The 26,073-nt window shown below is 33.6% G+C and carries 24 protein-coding genes and 2 tRNA genes; 15 read left to right on the top strand and 11 right to left on the bottom strand.

Annotation, left to right across the window (positions count from 1 at the left end; translation table 11 throughout):
* Positions 1–18 precede the first annotated feature (18 nt).
* The 6 genes from LO744_RS15925 to LO744_RS15950 all read left to right on the top strand — a co-directional run bounded on the left by LO744_RS15925 (position 19) and on the right by LO744_RS15950 (position 6,687).
* Positions 19–408, top strand: coding sequence for a four helix bundle protein (locus tag LO744_RS15925; protein WP_230671087.1), 390 nt, complete (start codon positions 19–21; stop codon positions 406–408).
* A 50-nt stretch (positions 409–458) separates the two neighbouring features.
* Complete coding sequence (gene rlmB / locus LO744_RS15930; RefSeq protein ID WP_230671089.1) at positions 459–1,199, top strand: 23S rRNA (guanosine(2251)-2'-O)-methyltransferase RlmB; 741 nt, start codon at positions 459–461, stop codon at positions 1,197–1,199.
* A 98-nt stretch (positions 1,200–1,297) separates the two neighbouring features.
* Positions 1,298–2,344 carry a DUF6263 family protein gene (locus tag LO744_RS15935; protein WP_230671091.1) on the top strand — a complete coding sequence of 349 codons (1,047 nt, stop codon included), beginning with the start codon at positions 1,298–1,300 and terminating at the stop codon, positions 2,342–2,344.
* Positions 2,345–2,432: 88 nt separating this feature from the next.
* Positions 2,433–2,660, top strand: coding sequence for a hypothetical protein (locus LO744_RS15940; protein WP_262908807.1), 228 nt, complete (start codon positions 2,433–2,435; stop codon positions 2,658–2,660).
* A 64-nt stretch (positions 2,661–2,724) separates the two neighbouring features.
* Positions 2,725–5,271 (top strand): YfhO family protein, encoded by a 2,547-nt coding sequence (locus LO744_RS15945; protein WP_230671093.1) that lies wholly within the window; start codon positions 2,725–2,727, stop codon positions 5,269–5,271.
* A gap of 123 nt (positions 5,272–5,394) precedes the next feature.
* Complete coding sequence (locus LO744_RS15950; RefSeq protein ID WP_230671095.1) at positions 5,395–6,687, top strand: glycosyltransferase family protein; 1,293 nt, start codon at positions 5,395–5,397, stop codon at positions 6,685–6,687.
* A 36-nt stretch (positions 6,688–6,723) separates the two neighbouring features.
* Here LO744_RS15950 and LO744_RS15955 read toward each other — a convergent pair whose 3' ends face one another.
* The gene (locus tag LO744_RS15955; RefSeq protein ID WP_230671097.1) at positions 6,724–7,359 is read right to left on the bottom strand and encodes a hypothetical protein; all 636 of its coding nucleotides are present in this window, start codon (positions 7,357–7,359) and stop codon (positions 6,724–6,726) included.
* Between the two features lie 249 nt (positions 7,360–7,608).
* Between LO744_RS15955 and LO744_RS15960 the strand changes: the two genes are divergently transcribed.
* Together LO744_RS15960 and LO744_RS15965 are read left to right on the top strand one after the other, a co-directional pair.
* The gene (locus tag LO744_RS15960) at positions 7,609–8,571 is read left to right on the top strand and encodes a YpdA family putative bacillithiol disulfide reductase (RefSeq protein WP_230671099.1); all 963 of its coding nucleotides are present in this window, start codon (positions 7,609–7,611) and stop codon (positions 8,569–8,571) included.
* 3 nt (positions 8,572–8,574) lie between these two features.
* Positions 8,575–9,312: a hypothetical protein gene (locus tag LO744_RS15965; RefSeq protein ID WP_230671101.1), complete on the top strand. Its 738-nt coding sequence runs from the start codon at positions 8,575–8,577 to the stop codon at positions 9,310–9,312.
* Here the strand turns inward: LO744_RS15965 and LO744_RS15970 are convergent.
* From LO744_RS15970 to fbp, 5 genes are all read right to left on the bottom strand, one after another.
* Positions 9,309–9,698, bottom strand: a complete 390-nt coding sequence (locus tag LO744_RS15970) for a hypothetical protein (protein WP_230671103.1) — start codon at positions 9,696–9,698, stop codon at positions 9,309–9,311. The two genes, LO744_RS15965 and LO744_RS15970, sit on opposite strands and share 4 nt — an antisense overlap.
* Positions 9,699–10,529: 831 nt before the next feature.
* Complete coding sequence (locus LO744_RS15975) at positions 10,530–11,699, bottom strand: MFS transporter (protein WP_262908841.1); 1,170 nt, start codon at positions 11,697–11,699, stop codon at positions 10,530–10,532.
* A 392-nt stretch (positions 11,700–12,091) separates the two neighbouring features.
* Positions 12,092–13,765 carry a glutamine--tRNA ligase/YqeY domain fusion protein gene (locus LO744_RS15980; protein WP_230671107.1) on the bottom strand — a complete coding sequence of 558 codons (1,674 nt, stop codon included), beginning with the start codon at positions 13,763–13,765 and terminating at the stop codon, positions 12,092–12,094.
* A 241-nt stretch (positions 13,766–14,006) separates the two neighbouring features.
* On the bottom strand, positions 14,007–15,011 hold the full coding sequence (locus LO744_RS15985) for an o-succinylbenzoate synthase (RefSeq protein ID WP_230671109.1): 1,005 nt from the start codon (positions 15,009–15,011) through the stop codon (positions 14,007–14,009).
* Positions 15,012–16,028 (bottom strand): class 1 fructose-bisphosphatase, encoded by a 1,017-nt coding sequence (fbp, locus tag LO744_RS15990; RefSeq protein ID WP_230671111.1) that lies wholly within the window; start codon positions 16,026–16,028, stop codon positions 15,012–15,014. It lies immediately after the preceding gene.
* A 319-nt stretch (positions 16,029–16,347) separates the two neighbouring features.
* Between fbp and LO744_RS15995 the strand changes: the two genes are divergently transcribed.
* The 7 genes from LO744_RS15995 (at position 16,348) to LO744_RS16025 (ending at position 22,082) form a co-directional block, all read left to right on the top strand.
* Positions 16,348–17,586 (top strand): aspartate kinase, encoded by a 1,239-nt coding sequence (locus LO744_RS15995; protein WP_230671113.1) that lies wholly within the window; start codon positions 16,348–16,350, stop codon positions 17,584–17,586.
* Positions 17,587–17,607: 21 nt separating this feature from the next.
* Complete coding sequence (locus LO744_RS16000) at positions 17,608–19,449, top strand: lysophospholipid acyltransferase family protein (protein ID WP_230671115.1); 1,842 nt, start codon at positions 17,608–17,610, stop codon at positions 19,447–19,449.
* A gap of 108 nt (positions 19,450–19,557) precedes the next feature.
* Positions 19,558–19,630: transfer RNA gene (locus LO744_RS16005), tRNA-Phe, on the top strand.
* Between the two features lie 101 nt (positions 19,631–19,731).
* Positions 19,732–20,907 (top strand): thioredoxin family protein, encoded by a 1,176-nt coding sequence (locus LO744_RS16010; RefSeq protein ID WP_230671117.1) that lies wholly within the window; start codon positions 19,732–19,734, stop codon positions 20,905–20,907.
* 9 nt (positions 20,908–20,916) lie between these two features.
* Complete coding sequence (locus tag LO744_RS16015) at positions 20,917–21,567, top strand: DUF3575 domain-containing protein (RefSeq protein ID WP_230671119.1); 651 nt, start codon at positions 20,917–20,919, stop codon at positions 21,565–21,567.
* 12 nt (positions 21,568–21,579) lie between these two features.
* Positions 21,580–21,786, top strand: coding sequence for a hypothetical protein (locus LO744_RS16020; protein ID WP_230671121.1), 207 nt, complete (start codon positions 21,580–21,582; stop codon positions 21,784–21,786).
* A 223-nt stretch (positions 21,787–22,009) separates the two neighbouring features.
* Positions 22,010–22,082: transfer RNA gene (locus LO744_RS16025), tRNA-Phe, on the top strand.
* Positions 22,083–22,175: 93 nt separating this feature from the next.
* Here LO744_RS16025 and LO744_RS16030 read toward each other — a convergent pair.
* The 5 genes from LO744_RS16030 to LO744_RS16050 all read right to left on the bottom strand — a co-directional run bounded on the left by LO744_RS16030 (position 22,176) and on the right by LO744_RS16050 (position 26,071).
* Positions 22,176–23,144, bottom strand: coding sequence for an ISAon1 family transposase (locus LO744_RS16030; RefSeq protein ID WP_230671125.1), 969 nt, complete (start codon positions 23,142–23,144; stop codon positions 22,176–22,178).
* A 4-nt stretch (positions 23,145–23,148) separates the two neighbouring features.
* Positions 23,149–23,502, bottom strand: coding sequence for an ISAon1 family transposase N-terminal region protein (locus LO744_RS16035; protein ID WP_230669284.1), 354 nt, complete (start codon positions 23,500–23,502; stop codon positions 23,149–23,151).
* Positions 23,503–23,564: 62 nt separating this feature from the next.
* Entirely contained in the window at positions 23,565–24,173 is a 609-nt protein-coding gene (locus LO744_RS16040) for a DUF417 family protein (RefSeq protein ID WP_230671129.1), read from the bottom strand.
* A gap of 70 nt (positions 24,174–24,243) precedes the next feature.
* The gene (locus tag LO744_RS16045; RefSeq protein WP_230671131.1) at positions 24,244–25,119 is read right to left on the bottom strand and encodes an AraC family transcriptional regulator; all 876 of its coding nucleotides are present in this window, start codon (positions 25,117–25,119) and stop codon (positions 24,244–24,246) included.
* Positions 25,120–25,639: 520 nt separating this feature from the next.
* Entirely contained in the window at positions 25,640–26,071 is a 432-nt protein-coding gene (locus LO744_RS16050) for a hypothetical protein (protein WP_230671133.1), read from the bottom strand.
* Between the last annotated feature and the right edge of the window lie 2 nt (positions 26,072–26,073).

The following is a 26,073-nucleotide window of genomic DNA, read 5'->3' on the forward strand; positions in this document are numbered from 1 at the left end:
AGTTCAATGTTTAAGGTTATGGCAACAGTCAATAAATTCGAAGATTTGGAAATATGGAAATTATCCAGAATTTTATGTACTGATATTTTTGAAATTATTGAAACTACGAATCTTAAAAACAACTTTAGGCTAAGCAATCAGATTGACGGCTCATCAGGTTCAATCATGGATAATATTGCTGAAGGATTTGAAAGAAATGGGAATAAAGAATTCATTAACTTCCTTTCAATTGCTAAAGCATCATGTGGAGAAACAAGGTCGCAATTATACCGAATATTTGACAGGAATTTTATAACTCCTGAAAAATTTGAAAAATTAAAAGAACAGACAGAAATATTGAGCAGAAAAATAGGCTCATTTATTAATTATTTAAAGAATACAGACTTAAAAGGGACAAAGTTTAAATGATAGACCTATTTTAACATTAAACTTTAAACCTTAAACGTTGAACTATACATATGAAAGACGATTTTATTTTTGGGCTCCGTCCCGTATTGGAAGCTATTGAAGCTGGAAAAACTATTGACAAAATTTTTGTACAAAATGCATTGCAAGGAGAGATTTATGCGGAGCTGAAAGCTATTTTAGCAAAAAATAAAATACGTCCCAACTACGTTCCTGTAGAAAAACTTAACCGTTTTACAAGGAAAAACCACCAAGGGATCGTGGCTTTTATTTCTGATGTTCCATTTCACAGAATAGAAAATATTGTTCCTGAGTTATTTGAAGAAGGTAAAACACCATTCATCTTAATTTTAGACAGATTAACCGATGTAAGAAACTTCGGGGCGATTTGTAGAACCGCAGAATGTGTAGGAATTGATGCTATTGTAATTCCTGAAAAAGGAGGTGCACCCGTCAATTCTGATGCTATAAAAACTTCAGCTGGAGCGATGTACAATATCAAAATCTGCAAGGAACCAAATTTGGCTCACGTAGTAGATTTCTTACAACAAAGCGGAATTGTAGTATTTTCGGCAACCGAAAAGGCACAAAAATTGATATACGACGTTGATTTTACAGCGCCTTGTGCTGTTGTAATGGGGAATGAGGAGACCGGAATTTCTAAAGAAGTTCTGCATCACTCAGACGAAAAAATAAAACTTCCGATAGAAGGAAAAACACAGTCTCTGAACGTTTCTGTAGCTTGTGGAGCAATTTTATATGAAGCCGTAAGACAGAAAATTACAAAAATTTAATTTACTATTTAAAACAGATTAATGTAATCGCTATTTGATAAATTTTAATGTGAAATCTTATGAAGTAGCGATTTATTTTGACCTTAGAAAATATACGTATGAAAAAAATAGCAGCATTAGCGCTTATCTCAATAGCACTTGTTTCATGTAAAAAAGAAACAGCAACCGTAACCAAAATAGATCCTAAAACAGGAAAAACAATCACTGTAGAAGTTCCTGCAGATTCTATAAAAGAAGTAAAAGCAGATGCTGCCATTAAAGATTCTTTAGGTTTTTTCAAACAAACTTTTAAGCTTGAAAAAGGAAAAACGTATCCTTTAACAACATACCAAAGAGATACGAAAACAATGACCGATCCAAAAGGTCAAACCATGAACGGAACCAGCGAATCTACTGATGAAATGAGCTTCACGGTAAATGATATCAAAGGAAATGTTTATGACATGACCATTAACCTGATTGGAAAAAGAAATTCTCAGTCTTCACAAGGAAAAACAATTGTAATTGATACTAAGCTGCCTCTTCCTAAAGAAGATGATTTGAAAATGATCTGGACTGTAAACAAAGCGCTTACGGGAAACAAGCTGAATATGAAGATGGATACGAAAGGAAATGTAATTTCTATCACCGGATTTGACGCAATTTACTCAAAAATTTCTGACGCACTTAAAAATATCGTTAAAGACACTAACCAAAGAGCTAGTGTTATAGCAAGTCTTAAAGAAAGTTTTAACGAAAAAATACTGAAAGATCAGTTTGAAAAAAACCTTTCAGTAATTCCTAAAAAAGGTGTTAAAATTGGTGAAAAATGGAGCATTTCTGAAAGTGCCGACCAAGCTGGAAAAATTAAAGTAACCTCTAATTATACTTTAAAAAGTGCAGGAAACGGAATTGTAGAAATTTCTGTTACGGGGGGAATTCCTAAAAAAGAAGAGAAAAAAACTCAAGGGCCTATGACGCACAGCATGAGCAGTGAATTGTCTCAAAACGGAACTATTAAGTTTGACCAAAATACAGGTTGGATTAACAATCAGAACATCAGTGTAAAAACAACACAGATAGAAACTATTTCAGACGGAAAACAATCTCAGTCTATGAAAAATGTTTCAAATTCTTCTGTAATGGTCAACCCTTCATCTAAATAAGTTTTAGGGTTTGAGTGTGTGAAAGTTTTAGAGCTGAGATTTAAAACTTTCACACACTTAAACTTTGAATTATTAAATAAAAAATAATATGTCTTTCATTAAAGGTATTTTTGAGATTGTTCTCGCTACGATTGTTATTTTTTTTGTCTGGAATATTTTAAAAAGAATATTCTTCAAAAAGTTTTATAATTTCATGGGCTTCAAACCCAATAACAATCAGCAGCAGGAAACTAAAAGCTCAAAAACAAATATTGAGAAAAAAGTAAAATGGGACGCAGAAACTGTGGACTATGAAGAGATGAAAGAGAAGGAATAATATTATTTAAAAATTATTTTGAATCTTTAAAAGCATCTAAATTAAAATCTACTTAATAACCAAGATGGCAAAAAACAAAAACTTAATATACATTGCAGTTTCTTTAATTGCATTTTTAGTTTTAGCATTTTTATATTCTACTCCTGTTTTTACAGGAAAGCAACTTTTCCAGCATGACATCGTACAGTATCGAGGCGGTGCAAAAGAATTGATTGATTATCGTAACAATTATGATAAAGAAACGTACTGGAGCGACTCTATGTTTGGCGGAATGCCAACTTACCAAATGGGAAGCCGTTTTGAAGGTGATATCATTAAAAAATTAGACAGTTATCTTAATATTTTACCTCGACCGGTTAACTATTTATTCTTATTATTTTCAGGATTTTTCTTTCTGGGAATGGTTGCCGTCAGAAATTGGAAATATGCACTTCTCGGAGCCACATTCTTTGGGCTCTCCACTTATTTTTACATCATTATTGCTGCTGGACACAACGGAAAAGTAAATACCATCGAATATTTTGCACCACTTTTAGCAGGAATATTATTGGTTTATATCAGAAAAAAATATGTCCTCGGGTTTATCGTAACCACTCTTTTCTTCGGATTACAGGTTGCGGCAAACCATCCACAAATGACCTATTATCTATTTTTAGGTTTAGGATTTTTATTTATTTCGGAATTAGTAAGAGTCATCAAAAAGAAAGTTCCTGTAAAACATTTTTTAATTTCATCAGGAATTATTGCGGGAGCATTGGCAATTGGAGTTGGAATGAATTCTCAAAGAATCATGGCAAACTCCGAATACATTAAAGAAACGGTAAGAGGAAAACAGATTCTGAATAACGAAACTCACACCGCTGGAAATTCAGGAATGGATAAAGAAAGTATCCTCAACTGGAGTTACGGTAGACTGGAAACACTAAACCTTTTCATTCCAAGATTGATGGGAGGTGGAAGCCAACAAGGTTTTTCAGATTCTTTTGACAGCAAATTACGAGAATCTTTTGCTGCTCAAACTAACGATGAAGAGCAAATAGAGCAAGCCGTACAAAGTGTTAAAAGCCAAATACCTTCTTATTGGGGAGACCAACCCGGAACTTCCGGACCGGCTTATCAAGGTGCAGTAGTGTGTTTTTTAGCTCTTTTAGGATTCTTTTTTGCTTCAAAAAAATACCGTTATTGGATTTTGGGGGCAACTATTCTCACAATTTTATTAGCTTGGGGAAGCAACTTCATGCCGCTTTCAGACTTCTTTATCGATTACGTTCCTTTTTACAGTAAATTCAGAGCGCCATCATCTATATTGGTAGTTGTTGAACTGCTATTTCCATTAATTGCCATTATTGGATTATATAGGTTTTTTAATAGTGAAACTTTAAAAGAAGATTATAAAAAGAAAATTTTAATCTATGTATCGGGAGGTACATTAGGTCTTACCTTAATTTTAATTATTTTTGGGAAAACATTATTAGGGTTTACAAATGATAATGAAAAAGAAATTCCTAACTACATTCTTGATGTTTTAATTGAAGACAGATTTAAACTCTTCAGAATCGATGCATTCAAAGCATTACTTTATGTCGCAATTACAGCAACTGTTTTATTCTTTGGTTTAAAACAAAAACTAAATCAGAACGTTGCTCTTTTAATTATCGGAATAGTAAGTTTATTCGATTTATGGACCGTCAACAAAAACTACCTTAATGACGATAATTATGTAGATAAAATCTTTGCCGAAAATCCTTTCCAAACAGAAGGTTCTGATTATTTGTCTGAGAAAGTAGGTGATAATCCTAATTTACAATCTATTTTAGCAAGTATTCCAGTAAATAAAACATTGGAAACGATTGCTGAGAAAGATAAAAAACATTACCGAATTTACAATCAGGTTCTGGGAACGACCAGCGAAACTAATACGTCGTATTTCAAAGCTTCAATCGGAGGTTATCACGCCGTGAGATTGAGACGTTACGATGATTTACTTAATGAATATATTTCTAACGTTGACAGCGTAAAAACGCCAAGAATCCTGAATTTGCTCAACACCAAATACATGATTTTTGGAAATCCGGGAGAGCCACAAGTGGTACCAAATCCTAACGCCAATGGAAATGCTTGGTTTGTAAGTGATTTAAAATTTGTAAATACACCAGACGAAGAAATTAAATTGGTTGGAGAAATCGACAGTAAAAAAACAGCTGTTATTAATGTTTCAGACAAGTCATATTTCAATAACAGACCGGTTCAGGCAGATTCTACCGCTACCATTAATTTAACGAAATATGAAGCGAATGAATTAGAGTTTAAATCTCAGTCTAAAACACCACAATTGGCCGTTTTCTCTGAAATTTATTATCCTCATGGCTGGAAAGTTTTTATTGATGAAAAAGAAGTTCCTTACATCAAAGCCGATTATCTGTTGCGTGCAGTACATGTTCCGGCAGGAAATCATCATATTAAAATGATTTTTGAACCGCAAGTCATCGAAACCGGAAAATGGATTTCTTTATTATCATTTGGATTATTTATTATTCTAAGTGGTTTGGGAATTTATTTCATTTACCGCAAAAAAGATAAAAACCAAATTTTGGTTGAAGAAAAACTTTAAAAGCGAAGCTAAACTTAATAATCTTAACCTCTTAATTTTTTCTTAATGGTGAAAAACAAACCATTAAGATTACTGTTAAGGAGTTAAGATTTTTAAGATTTATTCCTTCCGAATTTACTTTTCATGGAAGAAAATAAAATCCTTATCATTACCTATTACTGGCCTCCTGCAGGGGGACCAGGTGTACAGCGTTGGTTGAAATTTTCAAAATATCTTCCTGAATTTGGCTGGAAACCGATTATTTACACGCCAGAAAACCCGAGCTATCCTTTATTGGATGAAAGCTTAATGAAAGATGTTCCTGATGATTTGGAAATTGTAAGAACAAAAATCTGGGAGCCTTATCAATTGGCTGAAAAGCTCAATAAAAGCAATAAAAAATTCAAAGCCGGACAGTTTGATGTAGGTAACAACCAAAGTTGGAAATCGAAGCTTTCAATTTGGGTAAGAGGAAATTTTTTCATTCCTGATGCGCGCGTTTTTTGGGTAAAACCTTCAACAGAATTTCTTGAGCAGTATTTGAAAATTAATAATATTAAAACCATCGTTACGTCTGGGCCACCGCACTCGATGCATTTGATTGGTTTAAACTTAAAAAAGAAATTCCCAGATTTAAAATGGATTGCCGATTTCCGTGATCCATGGACTGAAATTTCTTATTATAAACATTTAAAACTAACCAAAAAGTCTGATAAAAAGCACCGTCAACTGGAATCTGAAGTTTTCAAAAACGCAGATATTACTTTAGCAACAAGCTACACAGACGCAGAAAATTTCCGTAAAAACGGAGCCAATGCCATCTGCATAACCAACGGTTTTGACGAATCAGACTCAAACCCTCAAACCCTCAAACCCTCAAACTCTCAAACCCAATTTACCTTAAGCTACATCGGTGTTTTAGAGCAACTACGAAATCCTGAAAACCTTTGGAAAGCACTGGCAAACTTAGTAAAAACCAATACAGATTTTGCAGAAAGCTTTAAATTAAAATTTGTCGGACGAATTGATGATAAAATTTTAGAAACCCTTCAAAAATTAAGTTTAAAAAATCACATTCAAAATCTTGGCTACGTTTCACACGATAAAGCAGTGGTTGAGATGGGGAAATCTTCTCTTTTATTGATTACCAATTTCCCGAGTGATTCTTCTAAAGGTATTATTCCTGGGAAAATATTTGAATATTTAGCAACCGGAAAACAAATTATTTCTTTTGGTCCCAATGAAGCCGATGTTTCAAAAATTTTAGATGAGACAAAAGCTGGAAAACATTTTGGATATAATGATTCTAAAGAAATTGAGGATTTTATTTTAGAAAAATTTGAACTCTGGAAAAATGGAAACCTTTTAGAAAATACTCAAAGTATTGAACAGTTTTCCAGGAAAAATTTAACGAAACAGCTTTCAGAAATATTATAAAACAATTCCCCATCTATAAAAGAAGGGGAATTTCACTTATATCGTCCATTCGTCATTGATGACGGCAATTACATAATATTTACCTTCAAATTCTTCAAAAACAAATCGGAGCGCCTTCCAATCCATTCCGCCATATTTTTCTGAGCCGGAAATATAGTTTTCTGTAAAGTTGGTATTAGGATATATTTCTTTTAAATTATTAAGCGAGTTTCCTTTACCTAAAAATGTATTAAATGCATAATCTGATTTTGTAAAATCTTTACGAAATACCCAATTTTTAAGGTATTGCTCAAGCGTTGCTTTGTAAATTTCACCTGACCCATCTCTAGAACCCCAGGTAAAAATAGTTTTTGTAGGCAGATACTTTTCAAAATCAGTTTTCGAGAAATGCTTGTCTTCATTTCGGTTAACAAAAGCATACATCGAAAATCTCACGCCTTTTTCAGGGTGAATGTAATTGGCAAAAACATCATAATACCCCACTTTCAATGCCTGTAAAAGCTCATCATTACTTTTCTTCAGTGCCACTTCTTTTGAAAACGCTTCCGGCTCTGTATCGATTCTTTCATTTGTCCTCTTCAAATTGTCTGTGGATACTGTAGGGTTTTTGTCTTGTTTCTTTTCGCACGACAATGCAGCCAAAAGTAAGAATGCTAAAAAAGATTTTCTCATCGTAAAATTTTCGTGGAAAGTTCAAAAGGAATGCCATTTTTAAGTTTTAGTGTTTTAGTGTTTTAGTGTTTTAGTGTTTTAGTGAATTTAATATTTCTATAGTACAAAAAATGAAAATAGGTTTTCTGGAAAAAAAAGATTTAAAAAAGTCAAGTATCTTTAAATTTAATAGAGATTGATAATGATTACTATTGTTTTTAGATTAATGATTAAAGTAGATTCCTGGTCGCTTTTTAGTATTTTTGATGGATGGAAATTTTAGATATTCTGATTATCGGAGCTGGACCAATTGGTTTAAACTGCGCGCTTGAAGCCAATAAAAACAATCTCAATTATTTAATTATTGAAAAAGGAACGATTGTAAATTCGCTTTACAACTACCCTTTATACATGAAGTTTTTTTCAACCGCAGATAAACTTGAAATTGCTGAAATCCCTTTTATTTCGGCTGCTCCAAAACCTGGAAGGCAGGAAGCTCTGGAATATTATCAAGGGATTGCAAGGCAGAAAAACATCAATATCAATCTTTATGAAAAAGTATTGAACGTTTCTAAAAACGGAGAACTCTTTGAAATTGAAACTTCCAAATCAAAATATACAGCCAAGAACGTGATTATCTCAACCGGATTTTATGACATCCCGAATCTGATGAATATTCCTGGAGAAAACCTTGAAAAAGTAAAACATTATTACACCGAACCTTATCCTTACGCAAAACAAAAAATCGTTGTTATTGGCTCAAGTAATTCTTCTGTTGATGCCGCTTTAGAAACGTATAGAAAAGGTGCTGAAGTAACGATGATTATTCGTAATTCTGAAATTTCCGAAAATGTAAAATATTGGGTGAAACCAGATATTGAAAACAGAATCGCCGAAGGAAGTATTAAAGCTCACTTTAATGCTGAACTCATAGAAATTAAAGAGCAATCTGTAATTTTCAAAGACAAAAATGGTAAGGTTGAAGAAATTGAAAATGATTTTGTATTGGCGATGACCGGTTATCTTCCCGATTTTGATTTTCTTAAAAATTCAGGAATTGATTTACAAGGTGAATGTTTAAATCCTGTCTACAACCCTGAAACGATGGAAACAAATATTGACAATTTATATTTGGCAGGCGTAGTTTGTGGTGGAAAAGATACCCATCTTTGGTTTATAGAAAACTCAAGAATTCATGCAGAAATGATTGTGAAAAATATTGTGAAAAATTAAACTGTGAAAAAAATTCTTCTTTTAATAGTTTTGTTTAGTTTCAATTTTATGTTTGGCTGTAGTTGCATATTTACGACACTTGCCAAAGCTTATCAGCAGGCAGATGTTGTTGCTGAAATAACCGTATTAAATGTTTATGGTAACGACTCTGTTCAAAAAACATATAAAGCTGATATAAAATTTGAAAAATTCTTCAAAGGTAAAAGCAATATCAAGACTTTGGATGTTAGGGGAAATATTGGCAATTTTCCTGGTTCAAGCTGTCAATTAAGTTTTCAAACAAAAGCTAAATATCTTATTTTTTTGAGCAATAATAACGAGATAGTCTCATTATGCACACCTCATTATATTCTTGATAACAATTCCTACGAAAGTAAAATTAACGCTGTAGAAAATCTTTTTTCATTTTTACAAGACAATACAACGAAGGACGATGAATTTCTTGTTTACTTTGAGCAAAATAAGAAAGGAAAATCAAGTATCTCAAAATTAAAAAACTTTAAGCCTAAAAATAATTTTGCGGTTTATGAAGTAATTTTAAACAGTAAAAATGTAATTGAAAAGGTAAAAAACATATCAGAATTTGGTGACAGAGATGATAAAATAGCCGAGCTAATACAGAAAAACCTTAATCGTGATTTAACCGCGATTTCAAACAAGAGGCTTCTGATTGCCCTTGTTTATATACCAGAATATATTCCAATCAAATATAGAGATTATATTACTTCAGAATTATATTAAAAATCAACCTTCATTCCCAGAACGAAATTTCTTTTTGCTGCAGGATTATAATATCGGTTTCCAAATGCATTGATATCGAAGCCTAAAACATAATCTTCATTATATAAATTCTGAATTTGCAGATATAAATTCAATCTTGTTTTATCAAAATTTACGGGAAATCTGAATTGAATATTTCCAATTAGATTAGATTCTGACCAAACTGTATTGGCATCATTCAAGGGTATTTTTGAGGTATAAAAATGAGAATAATCTACGGAAAGCTTTTTAAAGAAAGTAAAATTTATTAGACTACTTATTGTTGTTCTCGGAACTCCCGTTACCTCATTTCCAGAAAAATCATTTTCATTGCGAATTGCTATGCAAAAATTATACTGTTTATGCATGGTCATCAATCTAATGAAAAAACCATGTCAAGGTTTTGAACCCTGACATGGTTGAATGAATAAGAGTAGTCTTTTTAGGCTACTCTTTTATCGGACAACAATGATTTTTTATATAATTCTCGCAGATTATACAGATTTATTAGATTAAAAACTGAGAAATTAATCTGCTTAATCAGCAAAATCCGCGAGATAAATTATTTTCATTTAAATTTAAAGAAGCTCTTAAAGAAACTTTAAGTTCTCAACCTCTCCATTTTGGTTATTTATCTAAAATTTGTGGTTGTTTGGGGCATCGATTCGGTTGTGAAGACCTCCGATTGGGTTATTTACCCAAAATTTCCGGTTCATTACCCAAATGATTCGGTTCTGCACCTAAATGATTCGGTTCGGAACCAGAAATTTTAGGTTCGGAACCGGAAGCTTTAGGTTCAAGACCACAACGAACCACTAAACAACCGAATAGATTCGGTGTTGAACCACAAATTTCCGGTTAAAGACCTAAATGTTTTGGTTCAAGACCATAACTGACCACTAAACAACCGAATTGATTAGGTGTTGAACGACAAATTTCTGTTTAAGGCGTAAAAGAAAAACCTTGTCAGGGTTTTGAACCCTGACAAGGTTGATGTGTGTGAAAATTTTGTTTTGACACCTTCTTTTGTTTTATCGGTGCTTTTGCGTGAGGGATACGGCGGGCGGCGACGAAGGAGCCGGTGCGAGTGAGGAACGAACGAGTACGGTTGCGAAGCGAACCCCAGAGCAGCCCGACCCGAAGTTTTTGCGAGGGTTTTAGCCTTGGCAAAACGTAGGGGCACGCCCAAAATAAAACGATTATGCTTCCTGTTTTTTATCCCCAATCATCCACGGAACAACGAAATAGAATGCAATGGCAATGAATGTGGCTAAGACTCCGGTGCCAATCCATAAAACAGTAAATCCTAATTTTTCGGCAATCAAAGTTCCGAAATAGGGTGTCACAATGAGTGCGATGGAAAAGGAAATTCCATTCAGTCCCATATACGCTCCTTTGTTATTTTTCCCAGACCTTAAAGCGGTGATAATCGACATGAAAGGCAACGCCCAAATCTCGCCCACAGACAATAAAGTCATGGAAATTACTAAAGTGATAATGCTATAATCGAAACCTAACATTGCATAAGAAAGTCCGCAAATGAAGGTTCCTAAAAATAGGGTACGAGCCAAGCTTAGGTATTTTTCGGCAACCTGGACCAATCCCATTTCGAGTAACACCACAATAACTCCGCTATAGCCTAACAAATATCCTATATTTTGCTGGCTTAAATGGGCAGTATCTTTATAAAACATTGTCAACGTACTGAATAACTGGAAGAAACAGATTGAAAAAAGCATACACAAGAAACAATAAACCAAGAATTTACCGTCCCGATAAGGCGAGTTTTCTTTTTTAATCTCAATCGCTTCTTTTACTTTTCTGGCTCTTAATTTGGCAAGTTTATTACGTTTTCGAAAGAAAATAATGTATAAAATACCGGCTAATAAAGCTGTCAAGGCATTTGAAAAGAATAAAAATTCATAAGAAATCGCGGACAAAATTCCACCTAACGCCGGGCCAATAGAGAATCCTAAATTGACCGCCATACGGTTTAACGAAAATGCTCTTGTGATATTTTCGGGTTTTGCATATTTGGTTATCGCCACCGAGTTTGCCGGACGAAATGAATCGCTGACAATACTCTGAATTAAAATAATGGCAGCAACTCCCACTTCTGTTTTAAAAAGCGGAATTAAACAAAACAAAGGAACACTGAGCAATAAACTGAGATACTGAACTTTGTATTCCCCAATTTTATCGGTAATAAATCCGCCCAGCCAAGAACCAATTACGGAACCTATCCCGAAAAAGCTAAGTACAATCCCAGTATTTTCTATACTGAAATTTAAATGAGCTGTCATATAAACTCCCAAAAATGGAAGTACCATCGACCCCGCACGGTTGATGAGCATTACCAAAGCGAGCATCCAACTTTCTTGCGAAAGCCCTTTGAATGAGTTGGTGTATAATTGTATTAATTTCACAATTCTAATATTTAAAGTTAACATCGTTACTTCGAGTAGGTTTGAAAAACCATATCGAGAAGTTTTCGAACTTAAGACAAATTTTGTTTGAGCCGTCCTTTGAGGACTTTTATATTTAAACTTTATTTGATAGGATTGCATCCTATCCTTTGATAAGCCTTCCTTTTCAGGATTTCTATGTTTAAATTTTATTTGATAGGATTGCATCCTATCCTTTGATAAGCCGTCCTTTCAGGACTTTAAAGAAGATATTCGTGTATTCGTGGCAATAAAAAAAACAAAAACAGGGCTTAAAAATTAAGCCCTGTTTCATTTATAATGATATAAATAAATTTTTACTCTGGCTTATAAGAGTCTTTTAAAGTCACCGTTCTATTGAACACAAAATTTGTATCGGTAGAATCTTGATCTTTCGTAAAATAGCCAATCCTTTGGAACTGAAGCGGTTCACCCACAGCAACGTCCTTTAAACTAGGCTCAGCAAATCCTTGAATTGTATTGACAGATTCAGGATTGATGAAATTTAAGAAATCTACATCTTTCTCAGCATCAGGCTGTTCTACGGTAAATAGTTTCTCGTAGTTTCTAACTTCTACAGGAATTGCATGCTGTGCAGAAACCCAATGAATCGTCCCTTTTACTTTTCTTAAACTTTCCTCAGTACCGCTTCCCGACTTAGATTTTTCGTCGTAAGATGCGTAAATAGTCGTGATTTCACCATTTTCATCCTTCTCTACTCTTTCACCTTTAATGATGTAAGCAGATTTTAAACGAACTTCTCCGCCTAATCTTAGTCTAAAAAATTTGTTTCCAGCTTCTTCTTTGAAATCTTCACGCTCAATATATAATTCTCTTGAGAACGGAATTTCTCTTGTTCCCGCATCTTCCTGCTCATTGTTATTTTCCGTCGTCAACCATTCATCTTGACCTTCAGGATAGTTTTCTATGATCAATTTAATAGGGTCTACAACCGCCATCACACGTTTTGCGACTTTATTTAAATCTTCACGAACACAGAAATCCAATAACTGAATTTCAATTAAATTTTCTCTTTTTGCAACACCTACTTTATCAATGAAATTTCTGATTGCTTTAGCTGTAAAGCCTTTTCTACGCATCCCCGAAATAGTCGGCATTCTTGGATCATCCCAACCGTTTACTGCATTTTCAGCAATTAACCTTTGGAGTTTCCTTTTGGAAGTAATCATGTAAGAAACGTTCATCCTTGCAAATTCTCTTTGCTTGTTTTTTACCTTTCCTTCTTCATACACCTGATCTAAATACCAATTGTAAAGAGGTCTGTGGTTTTCAAACTCTAAAGAGCAGAGCGAGTGCGAAATTTGCTCAATATAATCAGATTCACCGTGAGCCCAGTCGTACATAGGATAAATCTTCCAGTCTGTACCTGTTCTATGGTGAGGTCTTTTTAAAATTCTGTACATTACAGGATCACGCATATTCATATTTGGCGAAACCATGTCGATTTTTGCACGTAGAGACATTGATCCTTCTTCAAATTCGCCATTTTTCATCCTTTCAAACAAGTCTAAAGACTCTTCAATAGGGCGATTTCTAAATGGAGATTCTACACCTGGCTCAGCAGGATTTTTTCTTTGCTCAGTAATCACCTCAGAAGGCTGCTGATCTATATAAGCTTTTTCTTCTTTGATTAATTGTACTGCCCAATCGTAAAGCTGCTGGAAGTAATCGGAAGCATACAAGACTTTATCCCATTTGAAACCTAACCATTCAACGTCTTTCATAATAGAATCTACGAATTCCTGCTCTTCTTTTTCAGGATTCGTATCGTCGAAACGAAGGTTTACAGGAGCATTGTATTTTTCACCCAAACCGAAGTTGATGCAGATCGCTTTTGTATGACCTACATGCAGATAACCGTTTGGTTCAGGCGGAAAACGGAAACGGAGCTGATCATTTCTTAGGCCGTTTGCCAAATCATCTTCGATAATTTGCTCAATAAAATTGAGTGATTTTTTTTCTTCTTCCATTAAAATTCGCTTTAAAATGTCGTGTTATCCGACAATTTGCAAATTTAAGAAAATTTCAGGGTTTATGAAAATGATAAATTTTAAAAGTAAATTCACAGAAAATTGATTTTTTTTTCAGATATTTACACAACCAACAGTTAACATAATATCAATCATGAAAAAATTAAAAAAACAATTTGCTGTCATTCTTACGTATATTAAGAAAGCAATTTTTGTAAATGGCGTGGTTTAATCAAGCGATTTAACCTTTAAAGAAGAGTTGCTCTCCGTTTAGAAGCAAGCTACTTTCAAAATTATTAGTAAACAAGCTTCCGGTTCCTAAACCCTGAGGCATTTGATTTCCTTTTGTAAAAGTATATTGGGCAATTGCATTCAACCCAATATTACTTTCTAAAGCAGAAGTAACCCACCACCCAATATTCCGCTGCACAACTAGAGATATCCACTCATCACAGCCTGAAAACCCTCCTACTAAAGCTGGTTTCAAAATAATATATTGTGGTTTTATGTGTTCTAGAAGTTTTTTCTTTTCATTAAAATCAATAATTCCTATCAATTCTTCATCAAGAGCAATCGGGGTTGGAGTCTCAGCACACAAATCAGCCATATCGCTCCAATTTCCAGCTTTTATAGGTTGCTCGATAGAATGAATATGTAAATCTGAAAGTTGATGCAATACAATTTTAGCTTCCTCTTTAGAAAATCCGCCATTGGCATCAACACGCAATTCTAATGTATCTTTTGAGAATTTTTGTCTTAGTTTTTTAAGAATCTCGTGTTCCGATTTCCAATCGACACCGATTTTTAATTTAATACAATGAAAGCCCTGCTCAAGTTTTTCAAGGATTTGCTCTTCCATAAAATCTACATCGCCCATCCAGATTAAACCATTAATCATCATCGAATGCTGTCCTTTTGTAAATTCACTTGGGAAATAAAGATTTCCGCCGTGTTCTACATTTAGCATGGCCTGCTCGTATCCGAACCAAATCGATGGAAACTCTTTTAATTCTTCTTTTAAAAATTCAGAATCCTGGTGAATGTTTTCACAGAGCCATTTTAGCTTTTCTTCGTAATCTGGTCGGTCATCATAGCTCAACCCCCTGAATATTGCGCACTCTCCTATTCCTTTATTTTCATTTTGAAAAACTTCGAGAATATAGGTTTCTTTTTCAAGCAAAACGCCGCGAGATGTTCCACTCGGGCGTTTGAATTTTAATAAATATTTGTAATATTTCGCTGTCATTTATTTTACGCTGTCGATTCGCATAAATTCTTCCGCTTTTTCTACCATATCTACACTTCCTGCAAAGAAAGGTATTCTTTGGTGAAGCTCGGTAGGCTCAATTTCCATAATTCTTCTAAAACCATCTGTAGCCTTTCCACCAGCTTGCTCAGCCAAAAATGCCATTGGGTTACATTCGTATAATAATCTTAATTTCCCGTTAGGAGACTGCCCATATGATGGATAGATATAAATTCCTCCTTTCAACATATTTCTGTGGAAATCTGCCACTAATGAACCAATATATCTAGAAGTGTATGGTCTATCACCTTCTTCCATCTGACAATATTTAAGGTAATTTTTAACTCCCTGAGGAAATTTAATATAATTACCCTCGTTGATAGAATAAATTTTACCCGTTTTTGGAAATGTCATATTAGGATGAGAAAGATAATAAGTTCCCAAAGAAGGATCTAAAGTAAATCCGTTTACACCGTTACCCGTTGTGTAAACGATCATCGTAGAAGATCCGTAAATAACATATCCTGCAGCAATCTGATTGATTCCTTTTTGTAAGAAATCTTCTAACTGCACTGGAGTTCCGGGCTCAGTAACTCTTCTGTAAATTGAAAAAATAGTTCCTACAGAAACGTTAACATCAATATTTGAAGATCCGTCTAAAGGATCAATTAAAACTACGTATTTGCTTAAATGTCCGTTTTCGCCACATTTAATATCAATAAAATCGTCATTTTCTTCTGAAGCAATCCCACAGACAACTTCTCTTTGAGAAAGTGCCGTGATAAAGATATCATTTGCAATCACATCAAGCTTTTGCTGCTCTTCGCCCTGAATATTCTGATTTCCGGCTGCGCCAGTGATATCTACAATCCCTGCTTTATTTACTTCTCTGTTTACGACTTTGGATGCCAGCCTTATAGCACTTAGAAGGCGCGAAAATTCACCAGTGGAATACTGAAAATCTTCCTGCTTATCAATTAAAAATTCTCCTAGAGTCTGTAATGGTTGATCTGACATTTTTATGTTTTTACTTTACCGCCAAATTTCGGAAATTTTATCACATTAAAAAACATTTTCTCACAAAAGAGCTTACACACTATTAATCAACATTATAAAAAACAAATCACCCCATATATTGCGTAATTTATTAACACTGTACACTCCCAAATTATGTTCTTAAACGGCAAATATTTCTTATGCATTCCTTCGATTTTAATTAAATCTTAATTCAATCCTGGCTCCATGCTATTTCATATCTCATCGTAATTGCATAATTTTGACGTCCGAAAAAAAATTCAATGTTTTAGTATCTAACAATTTTATTCTTAACAATTTAATGAAAATTTTCAAGTTTGGAGGCGCATCTGTGAAAGATGCAGAGAGTGTAAAAAATGTATCAATGGTTCTTAGCAGCCAGCGTTTTGAAAAATGTCTACTTGTAATTTCAGCAATGGGTAAAACCACTAATGAGCTGGAAAAAGTAGTAGAATTGTATTTCAAAAAAGACAACTACCAAACTGAAATAGAACATATAAAACAGAAACACATTGAAATAGCCAAGGGGCTTTTCTCGGAAGATCATGCAGTTTTTGCAGAAATCAATCTTTTTTTTGATGATATTGTTTCTTTTTTAAGAAGAAATAAATCTCCCAATTATAATTTTGTGTATGACCAAGTTGTAAGTTGCGGAGAAATGATTTCTACTAAAATTGTAAGTGAATATCTAAATGATATACAATTTACCAATCAATGGCTTGATGCAAGAGACTACATAAAAACTGATGACTCTTACAGAGATGGTATTGTGAATTGGCAAAAAACGGAAGAATTTATATCAAATTTAAATCCTGACATTTGCTATGTAACCCAAGGTTTCATAGGTTCTGATGACAACAATTTTACCGTAACCCTAGGAAGAGAAGGTTCAGATTATTCTGCTGCTATTTTTGCATATTGTCTTAATGCTACCGCAATGACCATTTGGAAAGACGTTCCAGGGGTGATGACCGGAGACCCAAGAATCTTTGAAGATGTTACCCTTTTATCTAATATTTCTTACGAAGAGGCTATAGAACTGGCTTATTTTGGAGCAAGTGTTATTCATCCAAAAACATTGCAACCCCTTCAACAAAAAAACATTCCTTTTTATGTAAAATCTTTTGTAGACCCTACAAAAGAAGGAACTAAAGTTGGTGACTCTGAAAAAAATCAAAGTGAAGAATCTTATATTTTAAAAGGCAATCAAACGTTGCTTAAAATTTCTACACGAGATTTCTCTTTCATTGCAGAAGACCACATGAGTTTAATTTTCAATAATTTAGCCAAATATAAAATCAAAGTTTCTTTGATGCAGAATTCTGCAATTTCTTTGGCGTTGTGTCTTGAAGATAAATTCCTTAAAATTGAGGAGCTTAATAATGAGCTTCAGAAAATTTTTAAAACAGATATCATAAAAAATGTATCTTTATTTACTGTAAGAAATGCAAAAATGGAGAACATCGACAAATTTTACCAAGAAAAAAGTGTATTATTGGAACAGATTTCCAAAAACACACTTCAAATGGTAACACTATAAATAAATTCTGAGTAAACACACATGAGCTTAATCTCGAAAAATGATTTAATCAAAGCTTCCGGCTTGCATAAAATAGGATTTCTTAAGAATCCTGTGGCATCTGCTGTAATGAGCATTGCAAAAATAAATGAAGTCAACAGACTTTATGATAAGCTGAAAGACAAAGAGGGTAAAGATTTTTTCGATTCTTTCGTAAGAGAGAGAAACTTGAGCTATGTTGCTTTTGAAGAAGATTTAGCAAAAATACCAAAGACAGGCCCTTTCATATTGGTTTCTAATCATCCATTGGGTGCGATTGATGGTATTTTGATGTGCAAAATCCTTTCAGAAGTGCGTCCGGATTTTAAGGTAATGGGAAATTTTCTTTTAGAAAAAATAAAACCCATGGAACCTTTTGTCATTGCCGTAAATCCTTTTGAAGGAAGGAAAGAAGTACGAAACAGCGCAACCGGAATGCGAGAGACGCTAAAGCATCTTGAAAATGGGGGTTGTGTAGGAATTTTTCCGGCGGGAGAAGTTTCAAACAAAAACAATCCTTACGGAGAAATTTTAGACAGAGAATGGGAGAAACCTGCTTTAAAGCTGATAAAAATGGCAAAAGTACCAGTAGTCCCAATGTATTTCCATGCTAAAAACAGCACTCTTTTTTATCAGGTAGCCAAGATTCATCCTAATTTACAAACCATTATGCTTCCTGCGGAAATGATGAATGACCGCGAAAAGCCAATCCGTATCAGAATAGGAAAACCTATTACGGTAAAGGTAATGGATGAGATGGAAAATATTGAGGAACTGGGAGAGTTTTTGAAACGTAAGGTTTATATGATGAAATCTTATTATGAAAAAAGAAAATCTCTAGCCCAAGCTATTAATCTCAAAAATTTATATGTAAAATTCCCTTTATTAAGAGAGGAAAACATTGTTCAGAATATCATTGACGAAACTCCGAAGGAAGATATCATAAAAGACATCTCTAAGCTTCGTGGAACCGACAAAATGCTATTTAGTAACGGTAACTACGAAATTTATTTTACACCATACGAAGAAATCCCTTCAGTAATGAGGGAAATTGGAAGACAAAGAGAGCTTACTTTCCGTGCCGTGGGTGAAGGAAGTAATCTTCCTTTTGACCTTGATGAGTATGACAAACATTATCATCACTTATTTCTGTGGGACAATGCCGCAGAAAAATTAGCCGGTGCCTACAGAATGGCTTTAGGTAAAGATGTGATGAAAAAATTCGGGATTAAAGGCTTTTATACGAGTTCTCTTTTTGAATTTGAACAAGATATTCATCCGTTTTTCAAAAAAGTAATTGAGATGGGCCGTGCTTATATTTGTGAAGAATATCAGCAAAAACCCCTTCCTCTATTCCTTTTATGGCGTGGTATTGTACATGTTTGCTTAAGAAATCCAGACCATAAGTTCTTGATGGGAGGTGTAAGTATATCTAATAAATTTTCAGAATTTTCTAAATCTTTGATGATTGAGTTTATGCGTTCTAATTATTACGATTCTGCTGTAGCTCAATACATTACCCCACGTAATGACTTTAAAGTAAAACTCAGAGATCGTGATAAACATCTTTTTCTGGATGAAATGGAATCTGATTTAAACAAATTAGATAAAATCATCGATGATCTTGAACCTGAATTGAGAATGCCTGTTTTGATTAAAAAATACATTAAGCAAAATGCAAAAGTTATTGCCTTTAATGTAGACCCTAACTTCAATGACGCCATTGATGGATTGATGTATATCAGAATTAGCGATCTTCCCGAAAGTACGATTAAGCCTGTTTTGGAGGAAATGAGTGAGCAGATAAGAAAAGAACAAGAAAATAATCAGACTGAGAATCAGTAGGTTTTAATTTATTAGCAAAAAAGTTCGATTAATACTTGCTTCATATACGAAAACTTCCTACTTTTGCATCACTTTAAAACAACGAAGTAAATCATACAAACATATAATGGTTTCTTAGCTCAGTTGGTAGAGCAATGGATTGAAAATCCATGTGTCCCTGGTTCGATTCCTGGAGAAACCACAAAACCACCTTTTACAGGTGGTTTTTTGTTTTTACAAAGGTTTCGTTATTCATATAAAATCAAAATTAAGTATCTTCGCTTTTTTAAATTTATATTCAAAATGAAAAAGATTATCTCCGGATTATTTATTTTTATCAATATTATTATTTTAGCGCAAGACGAAATTAAATTTCAAGACATTCCTTTCAAGGATCTTGTTGCTAAGGCAAAAAAGGAAAATAAACTTGTATTCATCGATGCCTACGCTTCTTGGTGCGGACCATGTAAGATGATGGAAAAAAATGTTTTCACCAAAAAATCTGTCGGTGATTTTTACAATAAAAACTTTGTAAACGCAAGAATCGACATGGAAAAAGGTGAAGGACGAGAAATAGCCCAAAAATTCAGCGTACGCTCCTATCCTACCTATTTGTTTTTGAATGGTGATGGCGAATTGGTTTCGCAGAACTATGGCTACATGGAGGAAGGTTTGTTTTTGGCAATGGCCCAAGAAATAAACTCTCCAAATAATAAAAAAGGCTCTTTGAAAGAACGTTTTGCTAATGGAGAAAAAGACAAAGATTTTTTGATTAATATCATGAAGCTCACGTCAAGTTCAGACTACGAATTTGCAAAAAAAGCTTCTGAAAGATATTTTGAAAACAAAAAAAACAATGAAGAGTTCACAAAAGACGATGCCGGACTTTTATTTTACTTTTTAAAATCATCAGAAGATTCAAATTACAAAACTTTTGTTGCCAGAAAATCTGAAATTCTCAAATTTTTACCTGAAGAAAATTATAATGAATTTAACAATCAGCTTTTACTAGGTAAAGTTGTTGAAGAATCTATTGATAGTAAAAATAAAAAAATCAATGATGCCTATTTTCTAAAAACCGCAGAACCTTTGGTTGGAAAAGAAGCTGCTATAACAAAACTTAATCAGACCAAACTAGCGTACTACGAACAAAATGCTAATTTCCCGGAATACGAAAAAGCAGCTTTAGATTATTATAAACACTCAGATTCATTTGAGCCTAATGAGCTATTAAAAGCAGCTTGGATATTCTCTGACCACATCAAGACTCTATCTTCTTTGAAAAAAGCCGCAGAATGGGCTGAAAAATCTGTTATGCGCAGCGAAACATCAGAGAACACTTATATTTTAGCTAAAATTTATTTTAATTTAGGTAATAAAGATTTAGCTAAAAACTTTGCTGAAATGTCTAAAAATATAGCAAATCAATCTGGTAAAGATGCGAATTTAGCTCAGACATTATTAAATCAAATTAAATAAGCTTACATTTTGAAGTATAAAATTTTTATCGCAGTTTTAGGTATATTTTCAAGAATGAATATTAATGCACAGGAGAATCAGAAGCAGGAAATCAACCAGGAATCTGAGAAAAAACTTTATATAAAAGGAAATGCATTACTCATCCCAATTGGCGTAGTGCACGCAGGATTAGAATACCAACTCAACAATAAATTCACTTTGCAAGGTGATGTTTTAATATCTCCTTGGAAGTCTTTTGCAGGACACGAAGCTCAGGTTTACATGGGAACTATTGAAGGAAGATATTATTTCAACGAAGCTTTCAAAGGATGGCATGTAGGCGCCAATATATCTATGGGAGTTTATAATATACAAAAACCAAACTATTGGAATGATGATGTTTATGTAGATGCACAGATAGGGATTCCTAGTAATTACATCAATTCTCAGCTTTACCAAAAAGGATATTCTATTTTATTTGGTGTTGAAGGAGGATATCAATTCAAATTAGCTAAAAATTGGAATATGGATATTTTTGCAGGAATAGGAAGTTCTCAGGATTTTTACAAAGGGTACGTACGTGGTAGTGGAGAAAGATACGACAGCGCAGATGGCTACAACAGAAGCGGCGAATTAATGCCTTACAGAGGAGGCGTAATGATTTCTTACAGATTAAAATAATACAACAACAACATGAAACTATTCGGAAGAAACCACATCATCATATCTATCATTACTTTTACGATACTTTTTCTAATGAATTATCTGGGAAATGAGGAAGCTGATAAAATGGAACGTGCATTAATGACTGCTTTTGCAGGTGTTATCGGATTATCAATCGGACTTTTTATTTTAAATAAAGGAAAGAATGATAAGAATCCGCCGCAGCACTTTGATTAATTCTTTAATCATCAATTGTAAATTTACCATTCATGTGAAAGTATTAAAAAAACAGGCGATAAAAGCAAAATACAATCAATTGATAATCAAACTAGAAATTAAAAAAGTTAATTAAATCGGTATAAAATTACATTTAATTAGGTAAAAAACTTGCATCACATTAAAAAAAAACATATTTTTGCACCCAGTTAAAACAACGAAGTCAATCACACTTAAGATAAATGGTTTCTTAGCTCAGTTGGTAGAGCAATGGATTGAAAATCCATGTGTCCCTGGTTCGATTCCTGGAGAAACCACAAAACCACCTTTTACAGGTGGTTTTTTTTATGCATTCATATTTATTTAGAACGGTTTCTACATTTTCAAGGCTCAATCGCAAAACCTGGGGACTAGGCAAAAAGTTTTGATAATCTGAATAGGAAAAATACTTTATCTCTTACGCCTCGAAGTTGTAACCTGAAGTTTTTTATTTTAGCATTGAAAGATTCTGCTGAAGCATTTGTGCTTCGCTGGTTAAAATAATTGAGAATGCCGTTGTAGTTATGCATAATAGTTTTTGTTAAGGTATTAAAGGATTTAAATCCAGATTCTTCCACTTCTCTAAACCAATGGACTAACTTTAACATAGCGACAGATTTTTGAATGTTCTGATTATAAATTTTCCTGAGCCCATCTGATAAATTGTACGCCTTTTCTAAATCGGGATACTCCTTAAATAGGATTTTTGCTCTTTGTTTTTGTGATAAAGTCCACTTTTCTCTAGTTTTATAAAGCAGGTATCTGCTTCTTGCTAAAAGTTGCTTTCGGGTGTCATCGTTTTCAAAAACTTTAATTATAGGTTTTCGCTTCTTTTGTTTCGCTTCCGTGAGCAAGTTATTTTCTTGCTCAATGGCCTGCCAGCGATGCTTAATCCTTATTTCCTGAAGGGCTTCTGTGGCGAGTTTCTGAACATGGAAGCGATCGATAACCGGTGTTGCATTAGGAAAACATTTTTTGGCAATAAGTTTCATAGACCCAGCCATATCTAAAGTAATTTCCGTTACTTTTATTCTTAATTTTCTGTTGATTTTAAAAAGATGTTCAATTACTGTTTCACTCTGTATTCCTCTGATAATGGCTACAATTGAGCCTTTTCTACCCTTTCCCTTTTTTGAGGTGAGAACGGTATAGAGTTCGCCATCAGAAAGGGCAACTTCATCCAGAGAGAGCTGCTCTGAAATATTTTGAGGATGCAAAATCCAGTCTTCGGCGTGCGGTTTTTGCTCCCAATTTTTAAAATCGCTGAGGGAATGTTTGTACTGTCTTTGAAATTTTCTGCCCTCCACACCGTAAAGCTCTCCAATGGTTTTGCAGGACAAGGCTTTAGCATCGGCAGATTTTTTTTAAGAACTCGGCAAAATCTTGTGTCATGCGTGTTCCTTGGGCAATAAGAGTCCAATCTCTTTGGAGAATATTCCCCGTTTTCGTGTCTGTCCACCTTCTTCGTTTGATGTGGAGTTTTACGGTTTTTCCACGAAGCGGAAAATCATCCACCGTAATTTCTTCTAAAAAACCTTTGGAATACAAGGTTAAAGAAGAAAACTCTTTTGGAATCCTACTTTTCTCTTCGAAATAAAGATGTAAAATTTTGTTTTCTTCTTCAAAATTTATAATATCGAAGTGCTCGATTAAATATTCTGGTAATAATAATTTGAGTAGCCCGGCATCGTTAATCATACCCCAAAATTAAGTATTTTTATTTTTCTCCCCAGGTTTTGCGATTGAGCCATTTTCAGTTATCAATTTACTTTCTGCAGAGCTCTTTTTGCAGCCTCAGAAGCAATGATAAGACCTCCCGCCAACATGATAATATCTTTTAACACTAACCTTCCGGCTCCTGATAAATAAGGAAAACCATAATGGGGTGTTGGAAAATCCCCGCCCAGATTAGGCACATAAACTTCAGGCGTTGTAATAAGGAAAGAAAGAGTAACTAATGACATTCCAGCCGTTAAAAAACCTCCCCAAAAGCCAATTTTAGGAAACCAAATGCCTAATAACACTAAAATCCCAATCATCAGAATAACAAATCCTAATCCGTAGGAAAAAATATAGGTATTGTTTTGCGCGTGCCAGTCTACGTTCTTCTGAACAGTTTTACCTTCCGGATTCTTATAAAGCGTGTATTCTGCAACTTCTTTGCCTTTTTCGTTGGTGGCCTTATTACCGCTGTACTTATAAAAGAAACTCATGAAAGGACTATTAGTAACAAATGGAACAATTCCGTCAGCTTCGTAAGGAAAGGCTTTTAACCCGCCAATCCAGGCCATTACGATAAAAATAGCTATACGCATCAGGTTGATAAATCTGTTTTGAGAACTTACAAATAATCTAAGAAATTTTTCCATTTTTAGTACCTTTTAAATCACCTCAAAAGTACAACCTAATTTCTTCCTTAAAAATGGACAAATGTGGATATTACATAGATTTTTCAGCTACTATAGATATACCTACTTCTCTACGAAAAGTTTTTGGAGAGACTCCGACAGCTTTTTTAAAATATCTGCTGAAATAAAATTCATCTTCAAAACCTAGTTCTGCAGAAACCTCTTTAATGCTTTTATAAGTGAGATGAAGAAGTTTTTTTGATTCTAATATCAAGCGTTCCTGAATAAGTTTTGAGGGAGTTTTCCCATAATATTTCTTCACTTTTTTACTAAATGCGTTCACCGATAAACCATACTGCTCTGCATAGAAAGAAACTGATTTTGATGAAGCAACATACGTATTAAGCATCTCGCTTAAATTTAAAACATCCGATTTATTAACAGTTGTTTCAATGTGCTTATTTTCTATCTGCTTTTCCTTACTGCATAGAGCGAGTATAAGCTGAAGATATGATTTCACAATAGATAAATCATAATCTACTGCTGTATTTTCAAAAGCATCAATCTTATCAAAAAGCGTCATCATTTCATCAAAAAAATCATTTTCAATAGAAATATAAGGCTTATCATAGATGTTATTAAATAATATTCCATTGCATGCAACTTCAGCTTTATGATATTCAATACAATAAAAATCACCATGGAACTGTAAGAAGCGAATACTCTTCAAATTCCCGGAATCCCATTTTAAAAGCTGATACGGGGATAAAAAAAGTATATATTTTCCATTAATATTATATTCATTAAAATCTAATGAAAAAGAAGCACTCCCATCAATTATGGCAATAGAATAATTGGGAACATAGGTACGAACCTCATCTTCAACACTAAAATTGATATCCGTTGATGCTTTTATGGTTTGCAATTGTTGCTTTTTATCAATGATTTTCGTCTCTAATCCTGGCATTGGTTTTTAATGAGTTTAATGGTATAAAATTGAATGTCCTGTAAATATTTTCGTTGTAAACAAATGAAGAAACATAAAAGTACTGATTAAAAATAACAATACAACAAGTAATCAATATCTAAAAATCACTCTTTAAATTTAATGATTAATAACAATTAGCCACAATTTCTTGCAGCTAATTGTAAACTTTTTATTTAACTATAAAAGGCACAAAAGATTTAGATATTTCTATTATAGCTTATTTTTAAAATAAAAAAAGAACATATAAGTTCAAAAAAATATCTGATTTTTATTTTTTTGAGAGCTTTGAATATCTAAATAATTTTAGAGCATGACATTTTTTTTAACCGCAAAAGTGACAAAAGATTTTATAATGGATAAGTCATCCAAAAGCTAACAAAAAAAGTGATAAAGTAAAAAAAACATTTTGTAAACTTTTGAACTTCTCTTTTTCCAATCATTTCTTTTGATGCTTTTGCGGTTAAACAAAAATTAGTTTAATCAGCTTTTGTAAAAAACATTATGAATTTTCTTTTAAAAACTGCTGATAATTACCTTCACTTTCAAAATAAGCGACTTCATTATTATTGCCAATAACCACGATATAAGCATCAGCTTTACTTATTTTTTTCAATGAATGCGGGTCGGTTGCGTAACGAGCACTTTCATCTTTCGGAATTTTTTCTTTACACATATTACAACAGCCGTAGTACATTTTCCCTTCAAAAGGAACTTCAATTTGTTCTTTTCCCATGTAGGCATCATTCACCATACAGACCATATTGCTGGGTACATTTTTTCCTTTTTCAGGATTATTTTTTTGAACAATTTCTTGAGAAACCGCTTTATTTTCTGTGACTGCAGTTGTTGTTTCCGTCTTTTTACTTTCACAACTTGTAACTAGTATCGCAGCCAATGCTACGATACTTAGTGTTTTAAGAATTATTTTCATTT

Origin of the sequence: Chryseobacterium turcicum (assembly GCF_021010565.1) — a bacterium.
Lineage (GTDB): Bacteria > Bacteroidota > Bacteroidia > Flavobacteriales > Weeksellaceae > Chryseobacterium > Chryseobacterium turcicum.

Bases quoted from the DNA above. Each gene is read 5' to 3' on its own strand.
- LO744_RS15950 (WP_230671095.1), top strand. From the start codon at position 5,395: ATGGAAGAAAATAAAATCCTTATCATTACCTATTACTGGCCTCCTGCA.
- LO744_RS15995 (WP_230671113.1), top strand. From the start codon at position 16,348: ATGAAAATTTTCAAGTTTGGAGGCGCATCTGTGAAAGATGCAGAGAGT.
- LO744_RS15945 (WP_230671093.1), top strand. From the start codon at position 2,725: ATGGCAAAAAACAAAAACTTAATATACATTGCAGTTTCTTTAATTGCA.
- LO744_RS15960 (WP_230671099.1), top strand. From the start codon at position 7,609: ATGGAAATTTTAGATATTCTGATTATCGGAGCTGGACCAATTGGTTTA.
- fbp (WP_230671111.1), bottom strand. From the start codon at position 16,028: ATGTCAGATCAACCATTACAGACTCTAGGAGAATTTTTAATTGATAAG.
- LO744_RS16010 (WP_230671117.1), top strand. From the start codon at position 19,732: ATGAAAAAGATTATCTCCGGATTATTTATTTTTATCAATATTATTATT.
- rlmB (WP_230671089.1), top strand. From the start codon at position 459: ATGAAAGACGATTTTATTTTTGGGCTCCGTCCCGTATTGGAAGCTATT.
- LO744_RS15975 (WP_262908841.1), bottom strand. From the start codon at position 11,699: ATGCTCGCTTTGGTAATGCTCATCAACCGTGCGGGGTCGATGGTACTT.
- LO744_RS15935 (WP_230671091.1), top strand. From the start codon at position 1,298: ATGAAAAAAATAGCAGCATTAGCGCTTATCTCAATAGCACTTGTTTCA.
- LO744_RS16040 (WP_230671129.1), bottom strand. From the start codon at position 24,173: ATGGAAAAATTTCTTAGATTATTTGTAAGTTCTCAAAACAGATTTATC.
- LO744_RS15955 (WP_230671097.1), bottom strand. From the start codon at position 7,359: ATGAGAAAATCTTTTTTAGCATTCTTACTTTTGGCTGCATTGTCGTGC.
- LO744_RS16035 (WP_230669284.1), bottom strand. From the start codon at position 23,502: ATGATTAACGATGCCGGGCTACTCAAATTATTATTACCAGAATATTTA.
- LO744_RS15940 (WP_262908807.1), top strand. From the start codon at position 2,433: ATGTCTTTCATTAAAGGTATTTTTGAGATTGTTCTCGCTACGATTGTT.
- LO744_RS15980 (WP_230671107.1), bottom strand. From the start codon at position 13,765: ATGGAAGAAGAAAAAAAATCACTCAATTTTATTGAGCAAATTATCGAA.
- LO744_RS15970 (WP_230671103.1), bottom strand. From the start codon at position 9,698: ATGCATAAACAGTATAATTTTTGCATAGCAATTCGCAATGAAAATGAT.
- LO744_RS15925 (WP_230671087.1), top strand. From the start codon at position 19: ATGGCAACAGTCAATAAATTCGAAGATTTGGAAATATGGAAATTATCC.
- LO744_RS16050 (WP_230671133.1), bottom strand. From the start codon at position 26,071: ATGAAAATAATTCTTAAAACACTAAGTATCGTAGCATTGGCTGCGATA.
- LO744_RS15985 (WP_230671109.1), bottom strand. From the start codon at position 15,011: ATGACAGCGAAATATTACAAATATTTATTAAAATTCAAACGCCCGAGT.
- LO744_RS16020 (WP_230671121.1), top strand. From the start codon at position 21,580: ATGAAACTATTCGGAAGAAACCACATCATCATATCTATCATTACTTTT.
- LO744_RS16000 (WP_230671115.1), top strand. From the start codon at position 17,608: ATGAGCTTAATCTCGAAAAATGATTTAATCAAAGCTTCCGGCTTGCAT.
- LO744_RS16045 (WP_230671131.1), bottom strand. From the start codon at position 25,119: ATGCCAGGATTAGAGACGAAAATCATTGATAAAAAGCAACAATTGCAA.